This window comes from Pseudomonas sp. A39 (assembly GCF_058145955.1).
The window spans coordinates 18,537-38,574 of the sequence record NZ_JBYVMD010000053.1 but is presented as its reverse complement, the minus strand read 5'-3'; the positions used below and the strand labels follow the sequence as shown (position 1 = coordinate 38,574).

Here is a 20,038-nt window from a genome sequence, read left to right as displayed (position 1 = left end):
GAAGGGAAAAATATGACGAAGTCGGAGTTGATCGAACGAATTGTCACCCATCAAGGGCTGCTCTCATCCAAGGATGTTGAGCTGGCTATCAAGACCATGCTCGAGCAAATGTCCCAGTGCCTGGCGACTGGTGATCGGATTGAGATCCGTGGGTTTGGCAGCTTCTCGCTGCACTATCGCGCGCCGCGGGTAGGGCGGAATCCCAAGACTGGGCAGTCGGTGAGTCTGGATGGGAAGTTTGTGCCTCATTTCAAGCCAGGGAAGGAGTTGCGGGATCGGGTGAACGAAGACGAAGAAGAAGGCGTCTGAGTCTATTTTGATCGGGAGAAAGTTATGCGTAGGGCCAAACGCGTTTTTGTAGTAATGGCTGCTTTGCTCGTCGCTCTTTTTGTGTTGGCCTTTGTGCTGGAAAACCAGCAGGGCACCTCATTGGCATTTTTTGGCTGGTCTACAGTCGAGCTTCCGATTTCGGTTTTTGTGACGCTTGCATTGATTCTCGGGATGCTTGTTAGCCCTGTGCTCGCGTTGTTAGTAGGTCGCAGGAATTCTCAGCAAGTGCGTTAGCCTGATCGTCACGCCTTAGCTTATCTGGAAAGGTTGGCTGAGCCGCCCAAACATCGGAATCCCGTCAGTCCTTTGTTCATCCAGCCAGGGCCGGTTCCGTCCTGATGTGACAGTTAAGGCAAGCGCCAGCACGTCATTTATCTGCGTTCGCTTTTGACATTGAGAATGCAGCGCTTAAAATGGACTCCATTTTAAAATCCCTCATCTTTAACTGCACCACGCAAAGCTGATTTTCAGGCTGTAGGCGAGCAAACCCCGACGTTTTCCTTGGATATCTTCACCGCTGGGCATACCAGTGGGTCAGTAGATTAATTGGATGGCAGATTCTGAGGTGATTCGCCAGCTAGAAGCTTGTTGTGCAGTGCGCGTTGCATTAGGACTCATTATGTTTAGCGGAAAAACACTTCTTATCACTGGTGGCACTGGTTCATTCGGCAACGCAGTACTCAAACGTTTTCTCGACAGCGACATCGATGAAATCCGCATCTTCAGTCGAGACGAGAAGAAGCAGGACGATATGCGTAAGCGTTACGCTAACGCCAAACTGAAATTTTATATCGGCGATGTGCGTGATTATCAGAGCGTACTCAACGCCACCCGCGGAGTGGATTACATTTTTCATGCGGCAGCGCTCAAGCAGGTTCCTTCCTGTGAGTTTCACCCGATGGAAGCGGTTAAAACGAACGTTATCGGTACCGAAAACGTTCTTGAGGCTGCGATCCAGAACGCAGTCAAGCGCGTGGTGTGCTTGAGCACCGACAAAGCCGTCTACCCTATCAATGCCATGGGTATCTCCAAGGCAATGATGGAAAAAGTAATGGTGGCCAAGTCTCGCAATGTGGATGACAAGAAAACCGTTATTTGTGGCACTCGCTACGGCAATGTCATGGCTTCGCGGGGCTCCGTTATCCCACTCTTCATCGAGCAGATTCGTGCAGGGCAAGCGTTGACGCTGACTGATCCAAACATGAGTCGGTTCATGATGACCCTCGCGGATGCCGTCGATCTGGTTTTGTATGCATTCGAGCACGGTCGCAACGGTGACTTGTTTGTGCAGAAGGCGCCAGCGGCGACGGTCGAGACCCTGGCCAAAGCGTTGACCTCTATGGTTGGCAAGCCTGAACACCCTATTCAAGTGATCGGTACGCGGCATGGCGAGAAGCTCTTCGAGGCGCTGTTGAGCCGTGAGGAGATGGCTTGTGCCGAAGATCGGGGTGACTACTACCGAGTGCCACCCGATCTGCGCGATCTGAACTACTCCAAGTTCGTGGAGCAAGGTGAAGAGAAAATTTCTCGCACAGAAGATTACAACTCCCACAATACCGAACGATTGGATCTGGCTGGCATGCAACGACTCTTGCTTAAGCTTGAGTTCATGCAGGCGATTCAGCGTGGCGAACACGCTACGCCCGAGGAGTGAGTGATGAAGGTATTGATCACCGGCGCCAATGGCTTTGTCGGTAAGAACCTGATTGCGCACCTGAATGAGCGCAAGGATGTAGAGGTCGTCTCCTTCACTCGGGAAAACAGCGTTGCCGAGTTGGCCGCGCGAGTGGCCGATTGTGATTTTGTGTTTCACTTGGCCGGGGTTAATCGACCGCAATCACCGGAAGAATTCAAAGTCGGCAACACCGATCTGACCCTTGCGCTTTGCCATGCGATCAAGGCAAGTGGTAGGCCCATACCAGTGCTTTATACCTCGTCCACCCAGGCCGATCGTGACAACCCATATGGTGTCAGCAAGTTGGCGGCCGAGCAGGCGTTGCATGACCTGCGGTCAAGCCATGGTTCCAGGGTGGAGGTTTTGCGCCTACCCAATGTGTTTGGTAAGTGGGCACGTCCTGATTACAACTCCGCCGTCGCCACCTTTTGCCACAATATCACCCGAGGCTTGCCTATCCAGGTCAATGATCGGGAGGCTGTAATCAGCCTGGTCTACATCGACGACGTCGTCGATTGTTTCATCAGGGCCATGGATGCCGGTGTGTCCACTGACCGCGTTGCGCAGGTGCAACCGGTATACAGCATTACTGTGGGTGATCTGGCTGACCAGCTGCATGCGTTCCGCGAGAGTCGTAATTCGTTGATCAGTGAAGCTGTTGGCTCAGGGCTGGTGCGTGCGCTCTATTCGACCTATGTCAGCTACTTGCCTGTCGAACAGTTCACTTATGAAGTGCAAAAGCACGGCGATCCACGTGGTGTTTTTGTCGAAATGCTGAAGACCAAGGACAGTGGCCAGTTTTCTTATTTCACCGCCCACCCTGGTATTACCCGTGGCGGACATTACCACCACAGCAAAACCGAAAAATTCCTGGTGATCAAAGGCAAGGCTTGCTTCCGCTTTCGCCATATTGTTTCTGGCGAGTTTTACGAGTTGCACACCGACGGTGAGCGTCCTCAGATCGTGGAGACGGTGCCTGGTTGGACGCACGATATTACCAATGTCGGTGATGACGAGATGGTCGTCATGTTGTGGGCTAATGAGATCTTTGATCGCGAACGGCCGGATACTTTTGCAATGTCGGTTGGAACTCGAGCCTGATCTGTCAGGCGCGTGAGGCCGTGATCTCGGTCGATAATTCCGACATCAATGACTCAGGAAAGAATATTTAGATGAAAAAGCTGAAAGTTGTCACGGTTGTGGGCACTCGTCCGGAAATCATCCGTTTGTCGCGGGTGATGGCCAAGCTGGATGAGCATTGTGAACACATCCTGGTACATACCGGACAGAACTATGATTACGAATTGAACGAGATATTCTTCCAGGATCTTGGTATTCGCAAGCCGGACCACTTTCTCAACGCAGCGGGTTGCAGCGGCGCGCAGACCATCGGCAACGTGATCATTGCTGTGGACCGTGTGCTGGAGGAAACGAAACCAGAGGCCTTGTTGGTGCTCGGTGACACCAATAGCTGCATGGCTGTCATTCCCGCGAAGCGTCGCAAGATTCCTACTTTTCATATGGAGGCCGGCAATCGCTGTTTCGATATGCGCGTCCCAGAAGAGATCAATCGACGCATCGTTGACCACACAGCAGATATTAATCTGACCTATAGCAGTATCGCTCGAGATTACTTACTACGCGAAGGCCTGTCGCCGGACATGGTGATTAAGACTGGTAGCCCGATGTATGAGGTGCTCAATTACTACCGTGAAGGTATTGAGGCTTCGGATGTCTTGGAGCGACTGGGACTTGAGACCGGCAAATTTTTTGTCGTGAGTGCCCACCGTGAGGAAAATATCGATTCCGATAAGAACTTCCTCAAATTGGTAGACGTGCTTAATACCGTTGCTGCCCATTATGACTTTCCAGTCATCGTGAGTACGCATCCGCGCACCCAAAAGCGTGTAGATGCGATGGGTGTGATTTTTCACAAAAATGTGCAACTGCTCAAGCCGCTCGGGTTCAAGGATTACAACAAGCTACAACTGACGTCCAAAGCTGCACTCTCGGACAGCGGTACTATCAATGAAGAATCTTCAATCCTCAACTTCCCAGCACTGAACATGCGGGAAGCACACGAGCGTCCAGAGGGGATGGAAGAAGCTGCAGTGATGATGGTCGGCCTGGAAACTGAGCGTGTAATGCAGGGTTTGCAATTGCTGGAAAGCCAAGCCAGTGGCCAGGAGCGTACGCTGCGCCTGGTCGCAGACTACAGCATGCCGAATGTCTCCGAGAAGGTCGCGAGGATCATCCACAGCTATCGCGACTACGTCATGCGTACTGTATGGAAGCAATACTGATTGGATAGGCTCACCGAGGAACGCCCGCTTAAGGTTTTGGTGGTCACCCAGTATTTTTGGCCTGAAAACATGCGCATCAACAACATGGTCGAGGGTTTTGTCGCCAAAGGTCATGAAGTAACAGTGCTCACAGGGCAGCCCAACTATCCGGAAGGGCTGGTCTATGCCGATTATCTGCGTGACCCCGCACAGTTCTCTCGCTATCAGGGCGCGAGCATTGTTCGAGTTCCGATGTTGGCGCGAGGCAAGCGTAGTATTACGCTTGCCTTGAATTACCTGTCGTTTTTTACCAGCGCTTCAATCTTCGGGTGCTACAAGTTGCGGGGACAGTCATTCGACGCCATTTTCGTGTATGGCGTCTCGCCGATTATGGGCGCTATTCCAGCACTGGTACTTGGGCGTCTGAAAAACGCACCGGTATTTGTCTGGGTCTTGGATTTGTGGCCTGAAACCCTGAATGCGGTAGGGGTAATCAAGAACCCGAGGTTGCTTGGTCTCGTCGGGAAAATGGTGTCCTGGATCTACAACCGTTCCGATTATCTGTTGTTACAGTCGCGTTCCTTTGACGAGGATGTGCGGAAGTACTGCACTCGCTCGATTTCAGCCGATCGTCTGGTGTACTTCCCAAGCTGGGCCGAAGACGACTTTTCTGGCGATGTGCAGACGGCTTCTGACTTGCTGACCCGCGATGAGTCAGTCTTCACGATCCTTTTCGCTGGGAATATCGGTGAAGCCCAGGATTTTCCAGCCATTATGGAGGCAGCCAAAGCGATCAAGGCTGAATTGCCTGTGCGTTGGGTGATCGTCGGAAATGGTCGGGCCAGTGAGTGGTTGGCCAAACATGTAGCGGAGTACCAACTGGATAACGTTCTATTGTTGGGGCGGCATCCGTTGGAAAAAATGCCTGCACTTTTCGCGACCGCAGACGCGCTGTTGGTGTCATTGAAGACAAATGAAGTCTTCGAGAAAACCATTCCGGGTAAGGTGCAGGCATATCTTGCGTCAGGGAAGCCCGTTATCGCCATGATCGATGGCGAGGCTGCCCGCGTGGTTGTAGAGTCGACTGCAGGTATGGCGTGTGGCTCTGGCGATGCCACGGGGCTCGCCGAGATCGTACGTGCCATGAGCTCATTGCCTGCGTCCGAGCTGGAGAGAATGGGGGTGGCTGGCAGACGTTACTACCGTGAGCACTTTTCAAAGGCAACGTTGTTTGACCGTCTCGAGGTACTTTTCAGGAAAGGTACCTTGAGGCGAAATCATAAACGATGAATAAGTGTTGTCGCGCTGTGTGGTTGGGGTGCCAGGCTCAGCAGTTTTGTCCGCGGTTTGCTAGTTAGGTGCCCGCGTGCGGATGACCTCCACAGTACGGAGTTCCAGCATTTTCTACTCGTCATAAATTGACACGGTGTTGTAATAAACCGCTAGACAGTCTTCGAAAAATCTTACCGGCTTGATGGGCGCTGCGAAAAATGCGGAGCCTTTCTTGCCCGCATTTTGTTCCAGGAACCTAATCTTACATGACCCTCTGGTTCGTATTCGCAGCGGTACTAATAACGTCACTTCTGTTGACTTGGGTGTTACGTCGCTACGCCTTGTCTCGCAGCCTGATGGACATACCCAACGGCCGCAGCTCCCACACCGTACCGACGCCGCGAGGTGGTGGCGTCGCTATCGTTCTGACGTATTTGACAGCAATAGGCTTGATGGCCGGCACTGGATCGATCAGTTGGGAGGCTACTTGGCCAATACTGGGGAGCGGTGCACTGATTGCTGTGGTTGGGTTCCTTGATGATCACGGCCATATTGCCGCGCGTTGGCGTCTACTGGCACATTTTGTTGCAGCCGGGTGGGCGCTTTTCTGGATGGGGGGGCTGCCCGTTATCGAATTGCTGGGGTTTGACGTGGACCTCGGCTGGATTGGGTATTTGCTGGCTGCGATGTACCTGGTTTGGATGCTCAATCTGTATAACTTCATGGACGGGATCGATGGAATTGCGAGCGTCGAGGCTGTCTGCGCCTGTCTGGGGGCATGCCTTGTGTACTGGCTGACCGGTCATGAGGCGATCATGCTGGGACCCTTGCTATTAGCGTTTTGTGTGCTTGGTTTCCTCTATTGGAATTTCCCGCCCGCGCGCATTTTCATGGGGGACGCAGGCAGCGGATTCCTTGGCATTGTGATTGGCGTGCTCTCATTGCAGGCCGCTTGGTCGGCGAGTGAGTTGCTATGGGTCTGGCTCATTTTGCTAGGCGTATTTATTGTTGATGCTACCTTTACCTTGGGCCGACGCTTACTGCGTGGGGATAAGGTATACGAGGCGCACCGCAGTCATGCCTATCAGTATGCATCGCGCCAAGCGGGGCGGCACTTGCCCGTCACGCTGGCGGTCACAGCCATCAACGTGCTCTGGCTGCTACCCATTGGTCTCTGCGTCGGGTTAGGCTTTGATGGCGTCTTGGGGTTGGTGCTGGCTTATGTTCCGCTGGTACTGCTGGCTATCAAGTTTCATGCTGGTGAGCTGGAAAAAACCGGATAATTTGTTGGCAGCATCGTTTGAACATCACACGAAGCACAACATGGAACCGCCGTTTTTTCTGGCGGTGCTAAGGACTGAGGTATAAAAAGGGTTTATGGATAATCTACGCACCCGCCTGGTGGGCTTGCCACGTAGGCAAAAACGCATTCTGCAAGTTGCCACCGATATCGTGCTTGTGTGGGTAGCGCTTTGGCTTGCGTTTGTCGTTCGTTTGGGATTTGACGAACTGAACAACCCATTTGTCGTCCATTTATGGCTATTTCTCAGTGCGCCGGTTATCGCTATTCCGCTTTTTATCAACTTCGGCATGTACCGCGCCGTCATGCGCTATTTTGGAAATGATGCGTTAATTGCCATCATCAAGGCGGTCAGTTTGTCAGCTCTATTGCTGGCGCTCGTCGTATACCTTTATAGCAATCACCAGACAGTTGTACCTCGTTCAATCGTATTCAACTATTGGTGGCTGAGCATGGTTATCATTGGCGGCTTGCGCCTTGGTATGCGTCAGTATTTCCTTGGCGACTGGTTTGCCGCGGCTCAGCACGTTCCTTTCACAAATCGCGATGATGGTCTGCCCAAGGTGGCTATTTATGGCGCTGGGGCGGCGGGCAACCAACTGGTGGCCGCATTGCGCATGGGAAAACTGATGCGTCCGGTTGCCTTCATTGACGACGACAATAGTATTGCCGATCGCGTGATTTCCGGGCTGCAGGTGTATAAACCGAAGCATATTCAACGAATGATCGACGATACCGGTGCCGAGGAGCTGCTGCTGGCGATCCCTTCATCTACAAGGGCGCGACGTCGGGAAATACTCGGATACCTTGAAGGCTACCCGTTGCACGTGCGTAGCGTCCCTGGGTTCATGGACTTAGCGAGTGGTCGGGTCAAGGTCGATGACATTCAGGAAGTGGATATTGCCGACCTGCTGGGTCGGGATCCTGTACCGGCTCAGGATGAGCTGTTGGAAAGATGCATCAAGCAACGCGTGGTGATGGTGACGGGGGCGGGCGGCTCTATCGGCTCGGAGCTCTGCCGCCAGATACTGACGCTTGGGCCCACGACTTTGCTGTTGTTTGATCATGGCGAATACAACTTGTACTGCATTTTGTCCGAGCTTGAGCAGCGCGTACAGTCGGAGTCCCTGAGCGTAAAACTGTTACCTATACTTGGCTCAGTGCGGCATCAGGATAGGCTACTTGAAGTCATGAAGGTCTGGTCCGTCGATACGGTCTACCACGCAGCGGCCTATAAACATGTGCCCATGGTGGAGCACAATATTGCCGAGGGCATTCTCAATAATGTGATTGGCACACTTAATACTGCTCAAGCTGCCTTGCAGGCGGGGGTCGAAAATTTCGTTCTTATCTCAACCGACAAAGCTGTACGGCCGACTAATGTCATGGGCAGTACCAAGCGTCTTGCTGAGTTAGTGTTGCAAGCATTGAGCAAGGAGCTGGCCCCGGTTCTGTTTGGCGATACATCGAAAGTTTCTCGCGTCAACAAAACACGTTTCACCATGGTTCGCTTTGGTAATGTGCTGGGCTCTTCGGGCTCGGTTATACCGTTGTTCCACAAGCAGATCCAGGCGGGGGGACCTTTGACCGTCACCCACCCGAAGATCACGCGTTACTTCATGACCATACCCGAGGCTGCACAGTTGGTGATTCAGGCGGGTTCTCTTGGGTTGGGGGGCGATGTGTTCGTGCTCGACATGGGCGAGCCCGTGAAGATCGTGGAGCTTGCTGAGAAGATGGTCCATCTGTCGGGGTTGAGTATTCGTTCAGATAGGAACCCACACGGGGATATCCTGATCAATTTTAGTGGGCTACGTCCAGGTGAAAAACTTTATGAGGAATTGTTGATAGGTGACAACGTTGCAGCCACGAGCCACCCGATGATTATGCGGGCAAGTGAGGAGTTTCTAACATGGGATGTCCTCAAACTGAAGTTGCAAGCTTTGTTGGCGGGCGTTGAAGAGAATGATTACGTGCTCGTCAGGCAGATTTTGAAAAGCGTTGTAAGCGGCTACAACCCGGAGGGGGAGATTGTTGACTGGATGCATACTCAGCGGCACTGTGATGGCGAGTTGTCTGCCCGCTCTCCGTCCGGTTGACTGCTGAGCGAGCTTAAGGTAAGCGTCCGGCCAACTCACCTTCCTGACCCCGACGCCAAAGGCGATGGTGTCCACCTAATTTAGGTGGACACCATTTCTAGCCTTTTAAGCGGGTCTTTCTATGCAGCCACAACGCCGATCCTATTCCAAATTCTTCAAGGCCCAGGTAGTCCAAGAGTGCGCTCAGCCCGGCGCGTCGATTGCAAGCGTCGCACAGCACCACAGCCTTAACGCGAACCTCGTCCATAAATGGATTCGGGTACAAACGAACAAAGCCATGGAGCTGCGACCTGCTTTCATTCCGCTTCCTTTACAGCTCGCCGGAGGGCACTCCAAGGCTCCGTCATTGAGCATCTGCGTTGAAATCCAGCATTCGCGTGGCACCGTCAAAGTGAACTGGCCAACCGAAAGCGCTGCCGCCTGTGCCTCCTTTCTGCGAGACCTGTTGCAGTGATTCGAGTCGATGCGATCTGGCTCGCCACCGAACCGATGGACATGCGCGCCGGCACCGAAACCGCGTTAGCCCGGGTCATTGCCGTGTTCGGTGCGGCGAAGCCGCACTGCGCTTATCTGTTCGCCAATCGCCGCGCCAATCGGATGAAAGTTCTGGTGCATGACGGCGTGGGTATCTGGCTGGCGGCGCGACGATTGAATCAAGGCAAGTTTCACTGGCCCGGCATTCGGCACGGATCGGAGGTCGAACTCGATAACGAGCAACTTCAGGCTTTGGTACTGGGCTTGCCATGGCAACGGGTCGGTGTTGGCGGCTTGATCACAGTGTTGTAACGCCTGCCATTAACCCATAGGTTTATCGCTGCTGACTTCCGGCTCTGGCACAATCAGCGGCATGACTTCCTCGCCCAACCTCGATCAAATGACACCGGAACAGCTACGTGCTTTGGCCGAACAGGCCTTGCAGTTGCTACATCAGGTCGACTCGATGGGCCAGAAAATCCATCGCCTTGAAACGGTCAACGAGCAACTCGCTCATGAGATTGCCATCCTCAAGCGACACAGGTTCGCCAAGCGCAGCGAACAGCTAAGCCCTGACCAAGGTAGCTTGCTCGACGACCTGCTCGACACTGATATCGCGGCCATCGAGGCCGAGTTGAAGGCGGTCAATCCGCCATCTGCACCGGACGAACTACGTCAGAAACCCAAGCGTGCGCCGCTGCCACCGCAGTTCCCACGTACAGTGATCCGTCACGAGCCAGAAAACACCCAGTGCGTCTGCGGCTGCCAACTTCAGCGCATTGGCGAAGACGTCAGCGAGAAGCTCGATTACACACCCGGCGTGTTCACCGTCGAGCAGCATGTGCGTGGAAAATGGGCCTGCCGCCAGTGCGAAACACTGATCCAGGCGCCTGTGCCGTCCCAAGTGATCGACAACGGCATCCCGACCGCAGGCCTGTTGGCCCAGCGTGATCTGGTGCCCAACGGATCGGCAACAGCCAAAGCCCTAGATTACAGCCTTAAACGCTGGGTAGCGCTGACGCGCTACCTGGACGACGGAGCTGTGCCCATAGACAACAACCAAGTCGAAAACCAGATCAGGCCGTGGGCACTTGGGCGCTCCAACTGGTTGCTCGCCGGATCTCTACGCAGCGGCAAACGGGCGGCAGCAATCATGAGCTTGATCCAGTCAGCGCGCATGAATGGACACGATCCTTATGCGTATCTCAAAGATGTGCTGACGCGCCTGCCGGCGCAGCGTGCAAGTGAGATTGACCAACTGCTGCCGCATCAGTGGATGCGTGCCTGATGTGCGCAAGGTAAATTCCCTTTCAGTTTCGGCAGGCCGTGTACGTTCAAGATGATTTAGAAGAAAGGATACTTATGGATATGGATAATGCTTTAGAGATAGAACTGGGCGATGAGAAAGTCATCGGACATTGCGACGGATGTGGTCACGAAACTAGAACCTTTCGCGGGTTCGTTAATGACCAAGAAGGTGCATACGCAGTTTACCTATGCACCTACACAGCGTCTCATCCCGAGTTCGGCGCTGACATGGCCGTAAGCATAGGAGGCTGGGGGACGGGCAATGATCCATCTCTCAAACAATGCGTTGCACTGGAGTGGCGTCAGAGTGAAACCGGGCCAGGCTGTCGGGTAATAGATGCTTCTAACTCCCGGTGGGGCGGTATTAACTTCCTTGGAAGTATGCTGAGTAGGGAGCAAGCCATTAACTCCTCTAAGGCGTTAGAGGCGTTTGCAATTACCGATGTTGTTTGGCAGAGAGACCAGCGTTTGGCGGCAGCGCTGGCCTAGGGCGGGGCGAAAAGGTTTGATTTGGCTATACATCGTCGCGCTGAAAGCTCTACTCCAGCAGAGCTAGACACGTCTTCGCAAACGCTCGGCGAGCGTGTTGACCAGACTATTAGTAGCAATCCGGGGGGGGCGAGGTATGATATGCAACCGCCTTCACAAGAGTTGAAAGTCTTTTTCAGAGCGTCCTTAGGTCAAATAAAAAGCAAGTACGCGCTCATACATTGCTGCGTCCTGAGTGATCAGTAAAAGGCTAGGACAGGCGCCAAGCAGAGCGTGCGTTGGTTGCAAATCTTCAATTTGTGACCAGAACTCGTAGACCTTATCGCTCTCTCCGAAAGGTTCAAATGCAATAGCGCTACTAAATTTGGCTAACCTCGCCCTATCAGGTAAGCGCTCAAAGACATACCACTCATCAAAGCCCGGCGTCGGCAACTGACCGACATCCGTAATCATAGGACTGATAGCCAAGTCACCTACTCGTTGCCACCCGCTAGCGATCTCAGCAGCGCTAAGGTCATAGCGCCCGCTATCCGACCACGCGATTGCCACATAACGGCCCAGTACGAGCTGAGGAAGCTGGTGAATGACGTCGCCCAGGTTAACGTCGCATCCATTGTTCCAGTCGAGAGTGCTGTAGCCGGCGCGCCCCCCCGTGTGCAGTTCGGCTGTCATATATAATCCTTTAAGTATCAGCGATGGAGTAGGTGCGACGGCCTGTCGTTTGGCATGATATATGGATCTTTAGCGATCCCCACACCGTAAGCTTACGGGGAAAACTCTTGCACAGGTCAGCACGGCATCCATTGATAGGGCAAGGTGACTTCGCCAGACGCTTACAGCTTAAGCCGAGTTGCCGGCGAACATCCCGGTTCCTCAGTCCTTGGTGCGCGCCATTGTGTTAACGGCTGAGTAAGGCCTCCCCTCGGAGCCCACAGCTCACTCCAGCGGTAACGCGTGGTACTAAGCACGCGTTGACGGCCATTCATAGTGTTTAAGTATTTTTAACTTTTGCATAGCCATTGACGCGAGCATTTTTGGATAGGACAAACAGCACCGTCAGTATCCAAAAAGAAGTCATCGATTCGAGAAAGCCGAAGATCTGGTTGTTTGCCGGGATATACAAAAAGAGGATTCCGAACAGAGGGAGCAGCATTTTTGCATAAAAATTATCATGCAGCGTCGCGGAAAGGTAAACATAAGAGAAGTAAGCGCCCAGTATCAGCATGACGATGGCCACGCCCCAAAAGCCCACGTCATTGGCTATATAGGTATAAAAAGAATGCCAGTAAACAAACTCATCCCATTTTTCAGTAACTTTATGTGGGAATGTTCTCTCCCTGACGTCAATGCCTAAGTATTGGGCAAAGGATTTTTGCAAGAATACTGAGTGCCCAATGCCATATGAAGATTGGAAATCTTCGTCAAGCGAAACCGACATTCCGTAATAGCCCTGAACCATATAACTGGTCAGCTTTTCATAAAAGTCCACAATGTTAGATCTCTCGGCGCCTGGATCCTCACTTCTAAATGCTATTCCTTTTTGTTTTAAGTAATCAAAGGATTGGGGTTTGCTATTCTCGACGACAACTTGATATGGCGAATGCGCAGATTTTACACTGTAAAACTGCCAGAAAGAAAAAAGGAACATAAACGCTAGGAATGCTAGAAAGAACTTTCTTTGTTTGAGTGTGGAAACAATGCCGCTGGATTTGCTTGAGATAACCAGCACGCTTAGACACGTCGAGATAATAAACACATAAGAAAAATTGATCACGCTTAAGCTGGCAATGATACCTGTCAGCAACGGTATAGTAAGGACAAGCATTCCTGCAATTCTGCGAACGTTGCTTAATGCATGCCAGTAGAATACAAGTCCCGGTAACAGTATGTATTTGAATGGCCCTGCAAATAGCGTTATCGCTGTTATGTACGGATTTTTTACAAAACCAACCGAGGAGGCCTCTGAGGCGTAGAAGGCCCTAGCCTCCCAAGGTATTACCAGGCCTCGATAAAGACCAGCAAAGAAGTCATCTGGGATATATGAGTTCGAAAGCGTGGTGTTCCTGTGTACCACCACATTCGCCGCGAATGCCATGAGCAGAATGAACCAGAAGTACCTAATGAATATGTTGTCGTCTATGGGGGCTCGTTTTAAGGTTGGCTCGACGCTTGAATGCTTAACAAAGAATTTAGTTTGCAGAATGTAACCGGCTATGAAGAATACATGGTATAAAAAAATGAAGCCGAGGAATTCATCCTGGTTCTTCAATGGCCAATAGATAGGTCCAAAAAAGAAGAGCCACAACCCAAATAATAAATAGGCTTCGACTAGCAGTAACGGCGCATAGACCTTTGCGGTACTCATTCTTCAACTCCTTAAAGATAGTGTTGCTCTGCCTTACAGAATAATAACGATATGTATTCTATGTTTTTATAGTGGCAATGGTTTTATTTGATATGTGGTTGATTTTTTTGAATGCTGTCTAAGAAGTTATTTGCATTTTTTGCAATTAGATCGTAGTGCGCTTGATGTACCTGCGTAGCCGAAGGGGATTCCGAGCACGCCTTGGCGATTGGCAATGCATTTGCCATTAACTTGAATAGGTACGAGTAATACCCTAGGTTCAGTAGTTTTTTAAAAAGACTATTGTCAAGTTTGTAGCAATAGATTCTATTTCTCAAGACGAACCTGTCCAGCCAATTTTTTTCGTTCGACAACATGTAGTCGAATGCTTTTAGTTTGTCTTTGTCGAAGTCAGATCCGCGAATGAGGTAGGTCGAGCCTGAGGTGCGTCTGTAATAAACGTATACTTCCCTCGTCTGTACAAAAGTAATGTTTTCATAGGAGTTTGCGATTTTCACCATCATTGGAAAATCTTCAGTCACACTATAGCTATTTATAAAGTCGAACAGATTTTTGTCTTGCAGAAATTTTTTATTGCAGAACAAATTTGGCGTATTAATACTGCTGATTCCTTTCAGGCGCTCTATAAGTTTTTTTCCTTTATAGATAACGTCCGTCGCCAAGATATGGAAGATAGTAGGGCGTGACTCGCCGAGCTTTCCATCAATTAATAGCAATGGCAAGCCTGAGAAAAAGTCGTTGTGCTTTAAACGTTCCACCTCTTTAAATATGTTTACGCAAGAGTAAACGTCATCGCCAGCGGTTATTTTGAATAGATCGCCGTCAATCAGCGGCCAGATACGGGTGTAGTTAAAGCAGGTACCATGATTCGAGCCATCGGCCAAGACCGTGATATTGGAAAATAGGGCGTTGTGTGCTGATAGCCACTGATTTGCCAGTTCGACGGTTCGATCTCGTGAGCCATCGTCAGCGATGATCAGGTTGAAGTTGTACGTGGATCCGAAGTTCTCAATCAAAAACCTTATGCTTTCAAGGTGTTCAATGATGTATGATTCGTGATTGAAAGTGATCACCGCAAAAGTGAAGTTAGCCTTGCTCATGCAATGTACCTTTGAAAGCGCTTAGACAGTTTTTTGAGTAAAACTCTATAGAGAAAAATGAAGGCGCTGAATCCAATCATTTTGAAACCTAGTAAGAAAAAATCTACTTTCCACTTCAAGCTATATTTGCCATCTGATAGTGATTCACTAGCAATCCCTCTGTGTTTAAGGTCCAAGGGGAGATTATATTTTTTCAACGCCGGTGTAATGACGCTTGCAACCCACTTGCCTCTGCGTATTGCACCACCCAGCTTGTAGTTATAAATAAACGTATCTTCCTTGTCTGGCTGAGCGCAATAGAATTGGTCATCACTACTGTAGGTTCGCGCACTGCCAAAAAACTCCCAAGCCCATGGTGAGTCCAACTCTCCTGTGAACTTTAAGAGTTGTTGGGTTCTCCATACAGCTGGCACTGAATTCAATCGATAGTCGTTCCTTTGACCAATGAGTTCGAATCCTTCGTGTTTAGGGGTGGGGGTGTTCATGCCCGGAATATTATTGAAGTAAAATACGCTAATTTCTGTGTCATTCTTCATTTCCTGAATGCACCGGGTCAATTTTTCCTTGTTGACTGGCGCTTCCAGGATGAAGTCGTCAAACAACGCAACGACGAATGGGGTATCCACTAAGGACAACGCTTTGCGCAGCCGCCATCCCCATGGTTTTTTACCTTCTGACGGGGTCAGGTTTAAGGTGACTATTTGCAGCCCTTCAACGCATAAACTCTTATGTTCTGTATTGAGGATGATCTTGCAGTTGCAATCTGGCCACATCTCCTTGAAAGCACTAAAAAAAGGCAGCCACACATCCTCATAGTTGTCGCATGAGTTTACAAGAATGGTGCAATCGTTTTCGATTGTGGGATCAGCATTATGAGTCATAAAATCCAAAGCCTATTATCAAGGAGCCCATATTTACACAGACTGTTTCAATGTGGCGCCGCATAGGGACTCATAGGAACCGCTCTTCACAATTACGCCATTCTCTATTTCGATCACTGTGTCACATCCCTTGAGGGTATTGAGCCGATGGGCGATAACGATCAATGTTATGTCCTCACCAAGCCCTTCTACGGCTTTCATCACCTCAAGCTCGGTTTTGCTGTCAAGCGCGCTGGTTGCTTCATCCAGAACGATAACGCTTGCTTCTTTATAAAAGGCTCTGGCAATCGCGATACGTTGACGCTGTCCACCTGATAGAAAAACGCCTCTTTCCCCTACTGGTGTGTCGTAGCCATCTGCCCAAGACTCGATAACTTCTGCCATTTGGGCTTTTTCTGCGGCCCGCCGAACGCGTTCAAGATCTATATCTTGATAAGCTATTCCAAAGGCGATGTTCTCCGCCACCGAGGCGTCAGATAGAAATATAAGTTGAGGTACATGTGCAATGTTGGCCTGCCAATTGCGACAATTAGCAGTTGTAATCTGCTCGTTATCGACCAGGAAAGTACCCTCGGTCGGGGTCAACAATCCCATCAACATGTCGAGTAGTGTACTTTTACCACTTCCTGTTGCGCCGACCAACCCGATACGCCCACCTTTAGGGATGTTGAGATTGATATCCTTCAGCACCCACGGGCCATTCTCACCATAACGGAAAGATACGGCGTTGAGTGACAGCGACTCACTGAAGGGGTGATGGGTTCGGGGCGTGTCCGTATCGAGTTGAATGTTTGTTTCCGGAAGAAGGTTGAGTACATCCAGCAAGGAGTCATGGGCGCCTCTGATGCAGGCCCACGCTGCGTAAGACTGCTGCAATACTGGCAATAGGCGCTGTGCCGCCAGGGCTAATGCTCCCAGTATCGGTATAGAGGCTAACAATCCTCCAGGTTGCTGCGCGAGCCAGTAGGCGAATACAGCAACCATCAACATGCCAAACGATTCGATCGTATACCGCGGCGCGTTCGCAATGATTTGTATGTTGGCTTTGGCCCTGCGCAGTTTTGAATCGGCAGCGTCAAAGTCTTTCCGATACGACAGCTGAGAGGCGTCGATAATGACGTCACGAATCCCCTCAAGGCTTTCATTCAGTAACTTTAGAACTTTGTCCGAGCTTGAACTCACTTCAAGACTGTCTTTGCCAAGTTGTTTCTTCGTGGCAAAAATTACTAAGACGTAGACGCTGCCAAAACTGGCAAATGCAAGGAACGCAACAACCGGTTCAATGGCCAGTACGATGATAAGTATCGCGAGCATCATGAAAGCCGAACTGGCAATCGTCAATGTGGGAATGAGGAATTCACGAACAACAATGTCAACTTTGTTGAAAATAGCCGTAATCACCTCACTGCTGTTTCGCGAAAGGTGCTTGCTGTAAGGCTGATGTATTACCGCCTTGTAGATACCTCCCGCCAAATCGCTACCTACCGCGGAGCTGAAGCGGTTCTGTGCCCACATCAAAACAAAACGGCTGGCCCCGGACAAAATGGCCGCAAGCGCGAAAATGATCGTAAGGGGCAGAAGCAGTCCGTCAGCGCGGGTGATTCCAAGCGCAGTGAGCACGCTGCTTGCGAGAGGCTGATCCATTAATTTTTCTGGATTGATCAGAACCGCCAGAAATGGAACGATCGCGCCGATACTCAAAACTTCAGCAAACGACGCAATAATCATAAGAACAAGGATGATAGATAGCTGCACCTTCCTCTTTAGAGTCAGGCACTTCCAGAGTCTTATTAACGATGCAATCATCAGTTCACGCTTCACACACAAAGTTATTGACAGCTGTAATGACAAATTGAACTTCTGACGAGGTCATGACAGGGCTTATCGGTAGGCTCAGCACTTGCTTGTGTATCGCCTCAGTCAGAGGATAACTGCGGGAGTTCCACTGCTGGTACGCCTGTTGTTGGTGTGCTGGGACAGGATAGTGAATGATCGTTTGAATCCCTTGAGCGAGCAGGTACTGCTGCAATTCGTCACGTCGTTTGCATCGAATAACGAATACATGCCATACATGACTTTCCAGGGATTGCACGGGTGTGCCCGCCGCCAACGGCAGCGTTATGACAGGATTGCGGATGCCTTCCATATATTTCTGGGCGACATCTCTGCGAGCTGTTGTTTGCTCATCCAGATACTTGAGTTTGACACTCAACATGGCTGCCTGGATTTCATCGAGGCGGCTGTTTACTCCTTGATAGAGGTTCTTGTACTTTTCGTGCGAGCCATAATTTCGCAGTGCTCTCAGGGTATCAGCCAGCTCATCATCGTCGGTAGTGATCGCGCCCGCGTCGCCTAAAGCCCCGAGATTTTTGCCTGGGTAAAAGCTGAATCCTGATGCATCGCCCCAACTCCCGGCGCAGCGTCCGTCCTGGCGGGCGCCGTGTGCCTGAGCTGAGTCTTCCAATACAAGGAGGTTGTTTCGTTTCGCCAACGACATTAATGCTGGCATATCGCAGAGCTGGCCATACAAGTGCACCGCCATGATTGCCCGGGTCTTGGGTGTGATAGCTGATTCAACAAGCTGCGGGTTCAAATTGTAGGTCGCTGCATCCGGCTCCACCAACACGGGTATCAACCGATTTTCCGTAATGGCAAGAATGCTTGCAATATAAGTGTTGGCCGGGACGATAACCTCATCCCCTTCCTTGAGCCTACCCAGTTCCTTCCAGGCGCGCAATGTCAGGTTTAGCGCATCAAGGCCGTTCGCAACGCCGATGCAGTGACGGCTCTGTGTATAAGTAGAAAACTGCGCTTCAAACGTGGAAAGCTCATTGCCGCCAATAAACCAGCCTGAATCAATAACTCGAGTGCAAGACTCAATTAACTCTTCGCGCATCACGGCGTTGATTTTCTTTAAGTCGAGAAAGCTAATCATTTGTCGATATACCTGATGATTTTTGCGGGGTTGCCAATAACTACAGCCCTAGCTGGAACGTTTTTTGTCACAACAGCCCCCGCACCAACCATCGCGTAGGATCCTACAGTCACACCGGGGAGCAGCGTGGCATTGGCGCCAATGCTGGCCCCCTTCATAATTGTTATACCCGTAAACGTTTCGGGGTAAATCTTAGATCTCGGCATGGGATCATTTGTGAATGTAGCGTTGGGGCCCAGAAAAACGTCGTCCTCAATGCGGGTGCCGTCCCACAAAAAGACACCTGATTTAATGGTGACATTGTTACCAATAACTACATCGCTTTCGATTAAAGTGTGCGCGCAGATATTGCAATTACTGCCGATGGCGGCACCTTCAAAGACAATACTGAATTGCCATATCCGCGTGCCAGCTCCAATATTTCCACTTTTGACGTCCGCCAGCGAGTGGATCTTAGACATCTTTCGCAGCCTCTATAAAATCTTCATAATTGCGAATATAGTCCGACTCATCATAGTGCTCGCTAGCTAGTACTAATAAAATGCAGTCGTCACTAAAGTCGTGCATTTCTCGCCATACCATGCTCTCGATCAAGATCCCCTTGGTAGGGTTTTCCATCCAACATTCTTCACGGGATAGTCCATTATCAAGGACCATTCTAAGTTTCCCCATGACACAAATAGCAACTTGCTTTAAGTTGCGGTGGGCATGAAATCCACGGCTAACTTCTTCAGCGGTATGGTAAATGTAGTAAACACGTTTGATATCAAAAGGGATTGCTTTTTCCATGCCGATTTCGAGAGCTACCAATCCCCCCCTTTCATCACCTAAGCTAGGAAAATCAATCCATTTGATTAAGCTCATTTTCCTCTTCCACCGTCTGCAATAAATTTGACTAAAAATAAATAGAGCTGCGTTTTCAGGCCTTTAGCGTTTTTTTCAAGCGGATCTGAAAATTTCTAGATTACGCGAAGCGGTCTTGAAGTACACGTAAAGTTTAGCCATTTGTCCGCTTTGGCATAGAATCGGCGGCAGTCCTTCAGCTAGAGATCAGGCTTGCGTGACAGTGAACTCCGGGGGCCCCCATCGGGTTGACACATTCCATGAATCGCCTCCGCGCTCGATACTCATCATGAAGGGCGATTGATGTTTGCGGCGACATCGTTCTGGCCGAACGTTTCCAAGATCCGACAGGGGCGCGCATGGCAGGGTGCGATCAATCGCAAGGTCACCCCTGGCGCTCAAAATTTGTTTCCGCACGTTGGACCTGAGTACGTTCAAGTCGCGCAATATACCAGATGCCACTATCCCCGGTGAACGCTTCATTCAGAGCGGGTGTTCCGCGCGAGCCCATTCCTGCCGATACACCTACGTTAAATCTTTTGAGCTCGACTGTATCTGGGCCATACCAGCCTGCGGTCCCGCATTGATGACATCAAGCTGTCGCTCTCAGGGAGCTCTCTGGGGGGCGGACGGAAATGAGTGGGTGCAAGCCGGGCGGCTGGCACAATGCTTTAGTAAGACCGCC

The 20,038-nt window shown here is 50.8% G+C and carries 19 protein-coding genes; 11 read left to right on the top strand and 8 right to left on the bottom strand.

Going from position 1 to position 20,038, the window contains the following annotated elements:
- The first annotated feature begins 12 nt into the window (after positions 1-12).
- The 11 genes from ihfB (at position 13) to AC3ZU9_RS27320 (ending at position 10,720) form a co-directional block, all read left to right on the top strand.
- Complete coding sequence (ihfB, locus tag AC3ZU9_RS27370) at positions 13-309, top strand: integration host factor subunit beta (protein ID WP_003218804.1); 297 nt, start codon at positions 13-15, stop codon at positions 307-309.
- Positions 310-333: 24 nt separating this feature from the next.
- The gene (locus AC3ZU9_RS27365) at positions 334-564 is read left to right on the top strand and encodes a LapA family protein (protein ID WP_093545919.1); all 231 of its coding nucleotides are present in this window, start codon (positions 334-336) and stop codon (positions 562-564) included.
- A gap of 385 nt (positions 565-949) precedes the next feature.
- Positions 950-1,984: a polysaccharide biosynthesis protein gene (locus AC3ZU9_RS27360; protein ID WP_093545916.1), complete on the top strand. Its 1,035-nt coding sequence runs from the start codon at positions 950-952 to the stop codon at positions 1,982-1,984.
- Positions 1,985-1,987: 3 nt separating this feature from the next.
- The gene (gene wbjC, locus AC3ZU9_RS27355) at positions 1,988-3,106 is read left to right on the top strand and encodes a UDP-2-acetamido-2,6-beta-L-arabino-hexul-4-ose reductase (RefSeq protein WP_490091599.1); all 1,119 of its coding nucleotides are present in this window, start codon (positions 1,988-1,990) and stop codon (positions 3,104-3,106) included.
- Between the two features lie 71 nt (positions 3,107-3,177).
- Positions 3,178-4,308, top strand: coding sequence for a non-hydrolyzing UDP-N-acetylglucosamine 2-epimerase (gene wecB / locus AC3ZU9_RS27350; RefSeq protein ID WP_093545910.1), 1,131 nt, complete (start codon positions 3,178-3,180; stop codon positions 4,306-4,308).
- Positions 4,309-4,377: 69 nt separating this feature from the next.
- Complete coding sequence (locus AC3ZU9_RS27345; RefSeq protein WP_122810065.1) at positions 4,378-5,577, top strand: glycosyltransferase family 4 protein; 1,200 nt, start codon at positions 4,378-4,380, stop codon at positions 5,575-5,577.
- A 248-nt stretch (positions 5,578-5,825) separates the two neighbouring features.
- Positions 5,826-6,842 (top strand): MraY family glycosyltransferase, encoded by a 1,017-nt coding sequence (locus AC3ZU9_RS27340; RefSeq protein WP_122809798.1) that lies wholly within the window; start codon positions 5,826-5,828, stop codon positions 6,840-6,842.
- A gap of 94 nt (positions 6,843-6,936) precedes the next feature.
- Complete coding sequence (locus AC3ZU9_RS27335) at positions 6,937-8,958, top strand: polysaccharide biosynthesis protein (protein ID WP_093545904.1); 2,022 nt, start codon at positions 6,937-6,939, stop codon at positions 8,956-8,958.
- Between the two features lie 121 nt (positions 8,959-9,079).
- The gene (gene tnpA, locus AC3ZU9_RS27330; protein ID WP_490091598.1) at positions 9,080-9,412 is read left to right on the top strand and encodes an IS66-like element accessory protein TnpA; all 333 of its coding nucleotides are present in this window, start codon (positions 9,080-9,082) and stop codon (positions 9,410-9,412) included.
- Positions 9,409-9,744 (top strand): IS66 family insertion sequence element accessory protein TnpB, encoded by a 336-nt coding sequence (tnpB, locus tag AC3ZU9_RS27325; RefSeq protein ID WP_490091597.1) that lies wholly within the window; start codon positions 9,409-9,411, stop codon positions 9,742-9,744. The genes tnpA and tnpB overlap by 4 nt, the downstream gene beginning before the upstream one ends.
- 61 nt (positions 9,745-9,805) lie before the next feature.
- Complete coding sequence (locus AC3ZU9_RS27320) at positions 9,806-10,720, top strand: IS66 family transposase (protein WP_490091596.1); 915 nt, start codon at positions 9,806-9,808, stop codon at positions 10,718-10,720.
- Positions 10,721-11,415: 695 nt separating this feature from the next.
- Here AC3ZU9_RS27320 and AC3ZU9_RS27315 read toward each other — a convergent pair.
- The 8 genes from AC3ZU9_RS27315 to AC3ZU9_RS27280 form a co-directional block, all read right to left on the bottom strand.
- Complete coding sequence (locus tag AC3ZU9_RS27315; protein ID WP_490091595.1) at positions 11,416-11,901, bottom strand: hypothetical protein; 486 nt, start codon at positions 11,899-11,901, stop codon at positions 11,416-11,418.
- A 319-nt stretch (positions 11,902-12,220) separates the two neighbouring features.
- Positions 12,221-13,594: a hypothetical protein gene (locus AC3ZU9_RS27310; protein ID WP_490091594.1), complete on the bottom strand. Its 1,374-nt coding sequence runs from the start codon at positions 13,592-13,594 to the stop codon at positions 12,221-12,223.
- Positions 13,595-13,677: 83 nt separating this feature from the next.
- On the bottom strand, positions 13,678-14,694 hold the full coding sequence (locus AC3ZU9_RS27305) for a glycosyltransferase family A protein (RefSeq protein WP_490091593.1): 1,017 nt from the start codon (positions 14,692-14,694) through the stop codon (positions 13,678-13,680).
- Positions 14,691-15,575 carry a hypothetical protein gene (locus tag AC3ZU9_RS27300; protein ID WP_139238005.1) on the bottom strand — a complete coding sequence of 295 codons (885 nt, stop codon included), beginning with the start codon at positions 15,573-15,575 and terminating at the stop codon, positions 14,691-14,693. The genes AC3ZU9_RS27305 and AC3ZU9_RS27300 overlap by 4 nt, the downstream gene beginning before the upstream one ends.
- 33 nt (positions 15,576-15,608) lie before the next feature.
- Entirely contained in the window at positions 15,609-17,330 is a 1,722-nt protein-coding gene (locus tag AC3ZU9_RS27295; RefSeq protein WP_218189872.1) for an ABC transporter ATP-binding protein, read from the bottom strand.
- A 55-nt stretch (positions 17,331-17,385) separates the two neighbouring features.
- Positions 17,386-18,510: a DegT/DnrJ/EryC1/StrS family aminotransferase gene (locus tag AC3ZU9_RS27290; RefSeq protein ID WP_490091592.1), complete on the bottom strand. Its 1,125-nt coding sequence runs from the start codon at positions 18,508-18,510 to the stop codon at positions 17,386-17,388.
- Entirely contained in the window at positions 18,507-18,971 is a 465-nt protein-coding gene (locus AC3ZU9_RS27285) for an acyltransferase (RefSeq protein ID WP_093545889.1), read from the bottom strand. Before AC3ZU9_RS27285 ends, AC3ZU9_RS27290 begins: the two co-directional genes overlap by 4 nt.
- Entirely contained in the window at positions 18,964-19,374 is a 411-nt protein-coding gene (locus AC3ZU9_RS27280) for a sugar 3,4-ketoisomerase (protein ID WP_093545886.1), read from the bottom strand. The genes AC3ZU9_RS27285 and AC3ZU9_RS27280 overlap by 8 nt, the downstream gene beginning before the upstream one ends.
- Positions 19,375-20,038 lie beyond the last annotated feature (664 nt).

Excerpts from the sequence above, each read along its gene's own strand:
- AC3ZU9_RS27300 (WP_139238005.1), bottom strand. The coding sequence starts at position 15,575 with ATGACTCATAATGCTGATCCCACAATCGAAAACGATTGCACCATTCTT.
- AC3ZU9_RS27315 (WP_490091595.1), bottom strand. The coding sequence starts at position 11,901 with ATGACAGCCGAACTGCACACGGGGGGGCGCGCCGGCTACAGCACTCTC.
- AC3ZU9_RS27290 (WP_490091592.1), bottom strand. The coding sequence starts at position 18,510 with ATGATTAGCTTTCTCGACTTAAAGAAAATCAACGCCGTGATGCGCGAA.
- AC3ZU9_RS27320 (WP_490091596.1), top strand. The coding sequence starts at position 9,806 with ATGACTTCCTCGCCCAACCTCGATCAAATGACACCGGAACAGCTACGT.
- AC3ZU9_RS27340 (WP_122809798.1), top strand. The coding sequence starts at position 5,826 with ATGACCCTCTGGTTCGTATTCGCAGCGGTACTAATAACGTCACTTCTG.
- AC3ZU9_RS27365 (WP_093545919.1), top strand. The coding sequence starts at position 334 with ATGCGTAGGGCCAAACGCGTTTTTGTAGTAATGGCTGCTTTGCTCGTC.
- tnpA (WP_490091598.1), top strand. The coding sequence starts at position 9,080 with ATGCAGCCACAACGCCGATCCTATTCCAAATTCTTCAAGGCCCAGGTA.
- ihfB (WP_003218804.1), top strand. The coding sequence starts at position 13 with ATGACGAAGTCGGAGTTGATCGAACGAATTGTCACCCATCAAGGGCTG.
- AC3ZU9_RS27305 (WP_490091593.1), bottom strand. The coding sequence starts at position 14,694 with ATGAGCAAGGCTAACTTCACTTTTGCGGTGATCACTTTCAATCACGAA.
- AC3ZU9_RS27280 (WP_093545886.1), bottom strand. The coding sequence starts at position 19,374 with ATGAGCTTAATCAAATGGATTGATTTTCCTAGCTTAGGTGATGAAAGG.
- wecB (WP_093545910.1), top strand. The coding sequence starts at position 3,178 with ATGAAAAAGCTGAAAGTTGTCACGGTTGTGGGCACTCGTCCGGAAATC.
- AC3ZU9_RS27345 (WP_122810065.1), top strand. The coding sequence starts at position 4,378 with ATGCGCATCAACAACATGGTCGAGGGTTTTGTCGCCAAAGGTCATGAA.
- wbjC (WP_490091599.1), top strand. The coding sequence starts at position 1,988 with ATGAAGGTATTGATCACCGGCGCCAATGGCTTTGTCGGTAAGAACCTG.
- AC3ZU9_RS27285 (WP_093545889.1), bottom strand. The coding sequence starts at position 18,971 with ATGTCTAAGATCCACTCGCTGGCGGACGTCAAAAGTGGAAATATTGGA.
- AC3ZU9_RS27310 (WP_490091594.1), bottom strand. The coding sequence starts at position 13,594 with ATGAGTACCGCAAAGGTCTATGCGCCGTTACTGCTAGTCGAAGCCTAT.
- AC3ZU9_RS27335 (WP_093545904.1), top strand. The coding sequence starts at position 6,937 with ATGGATAATCTACGCACCCGCCTGGTGGGCTTGCCACGTAGGCAAAAA.
- AC3ZU9_RS27360 (WP_093545916.1), top strand. The coding sequence starts at position 950 with ATGTTTAGCGGAAAAACACTTCTTATCACTGGTGGCACTGGTTCATTC.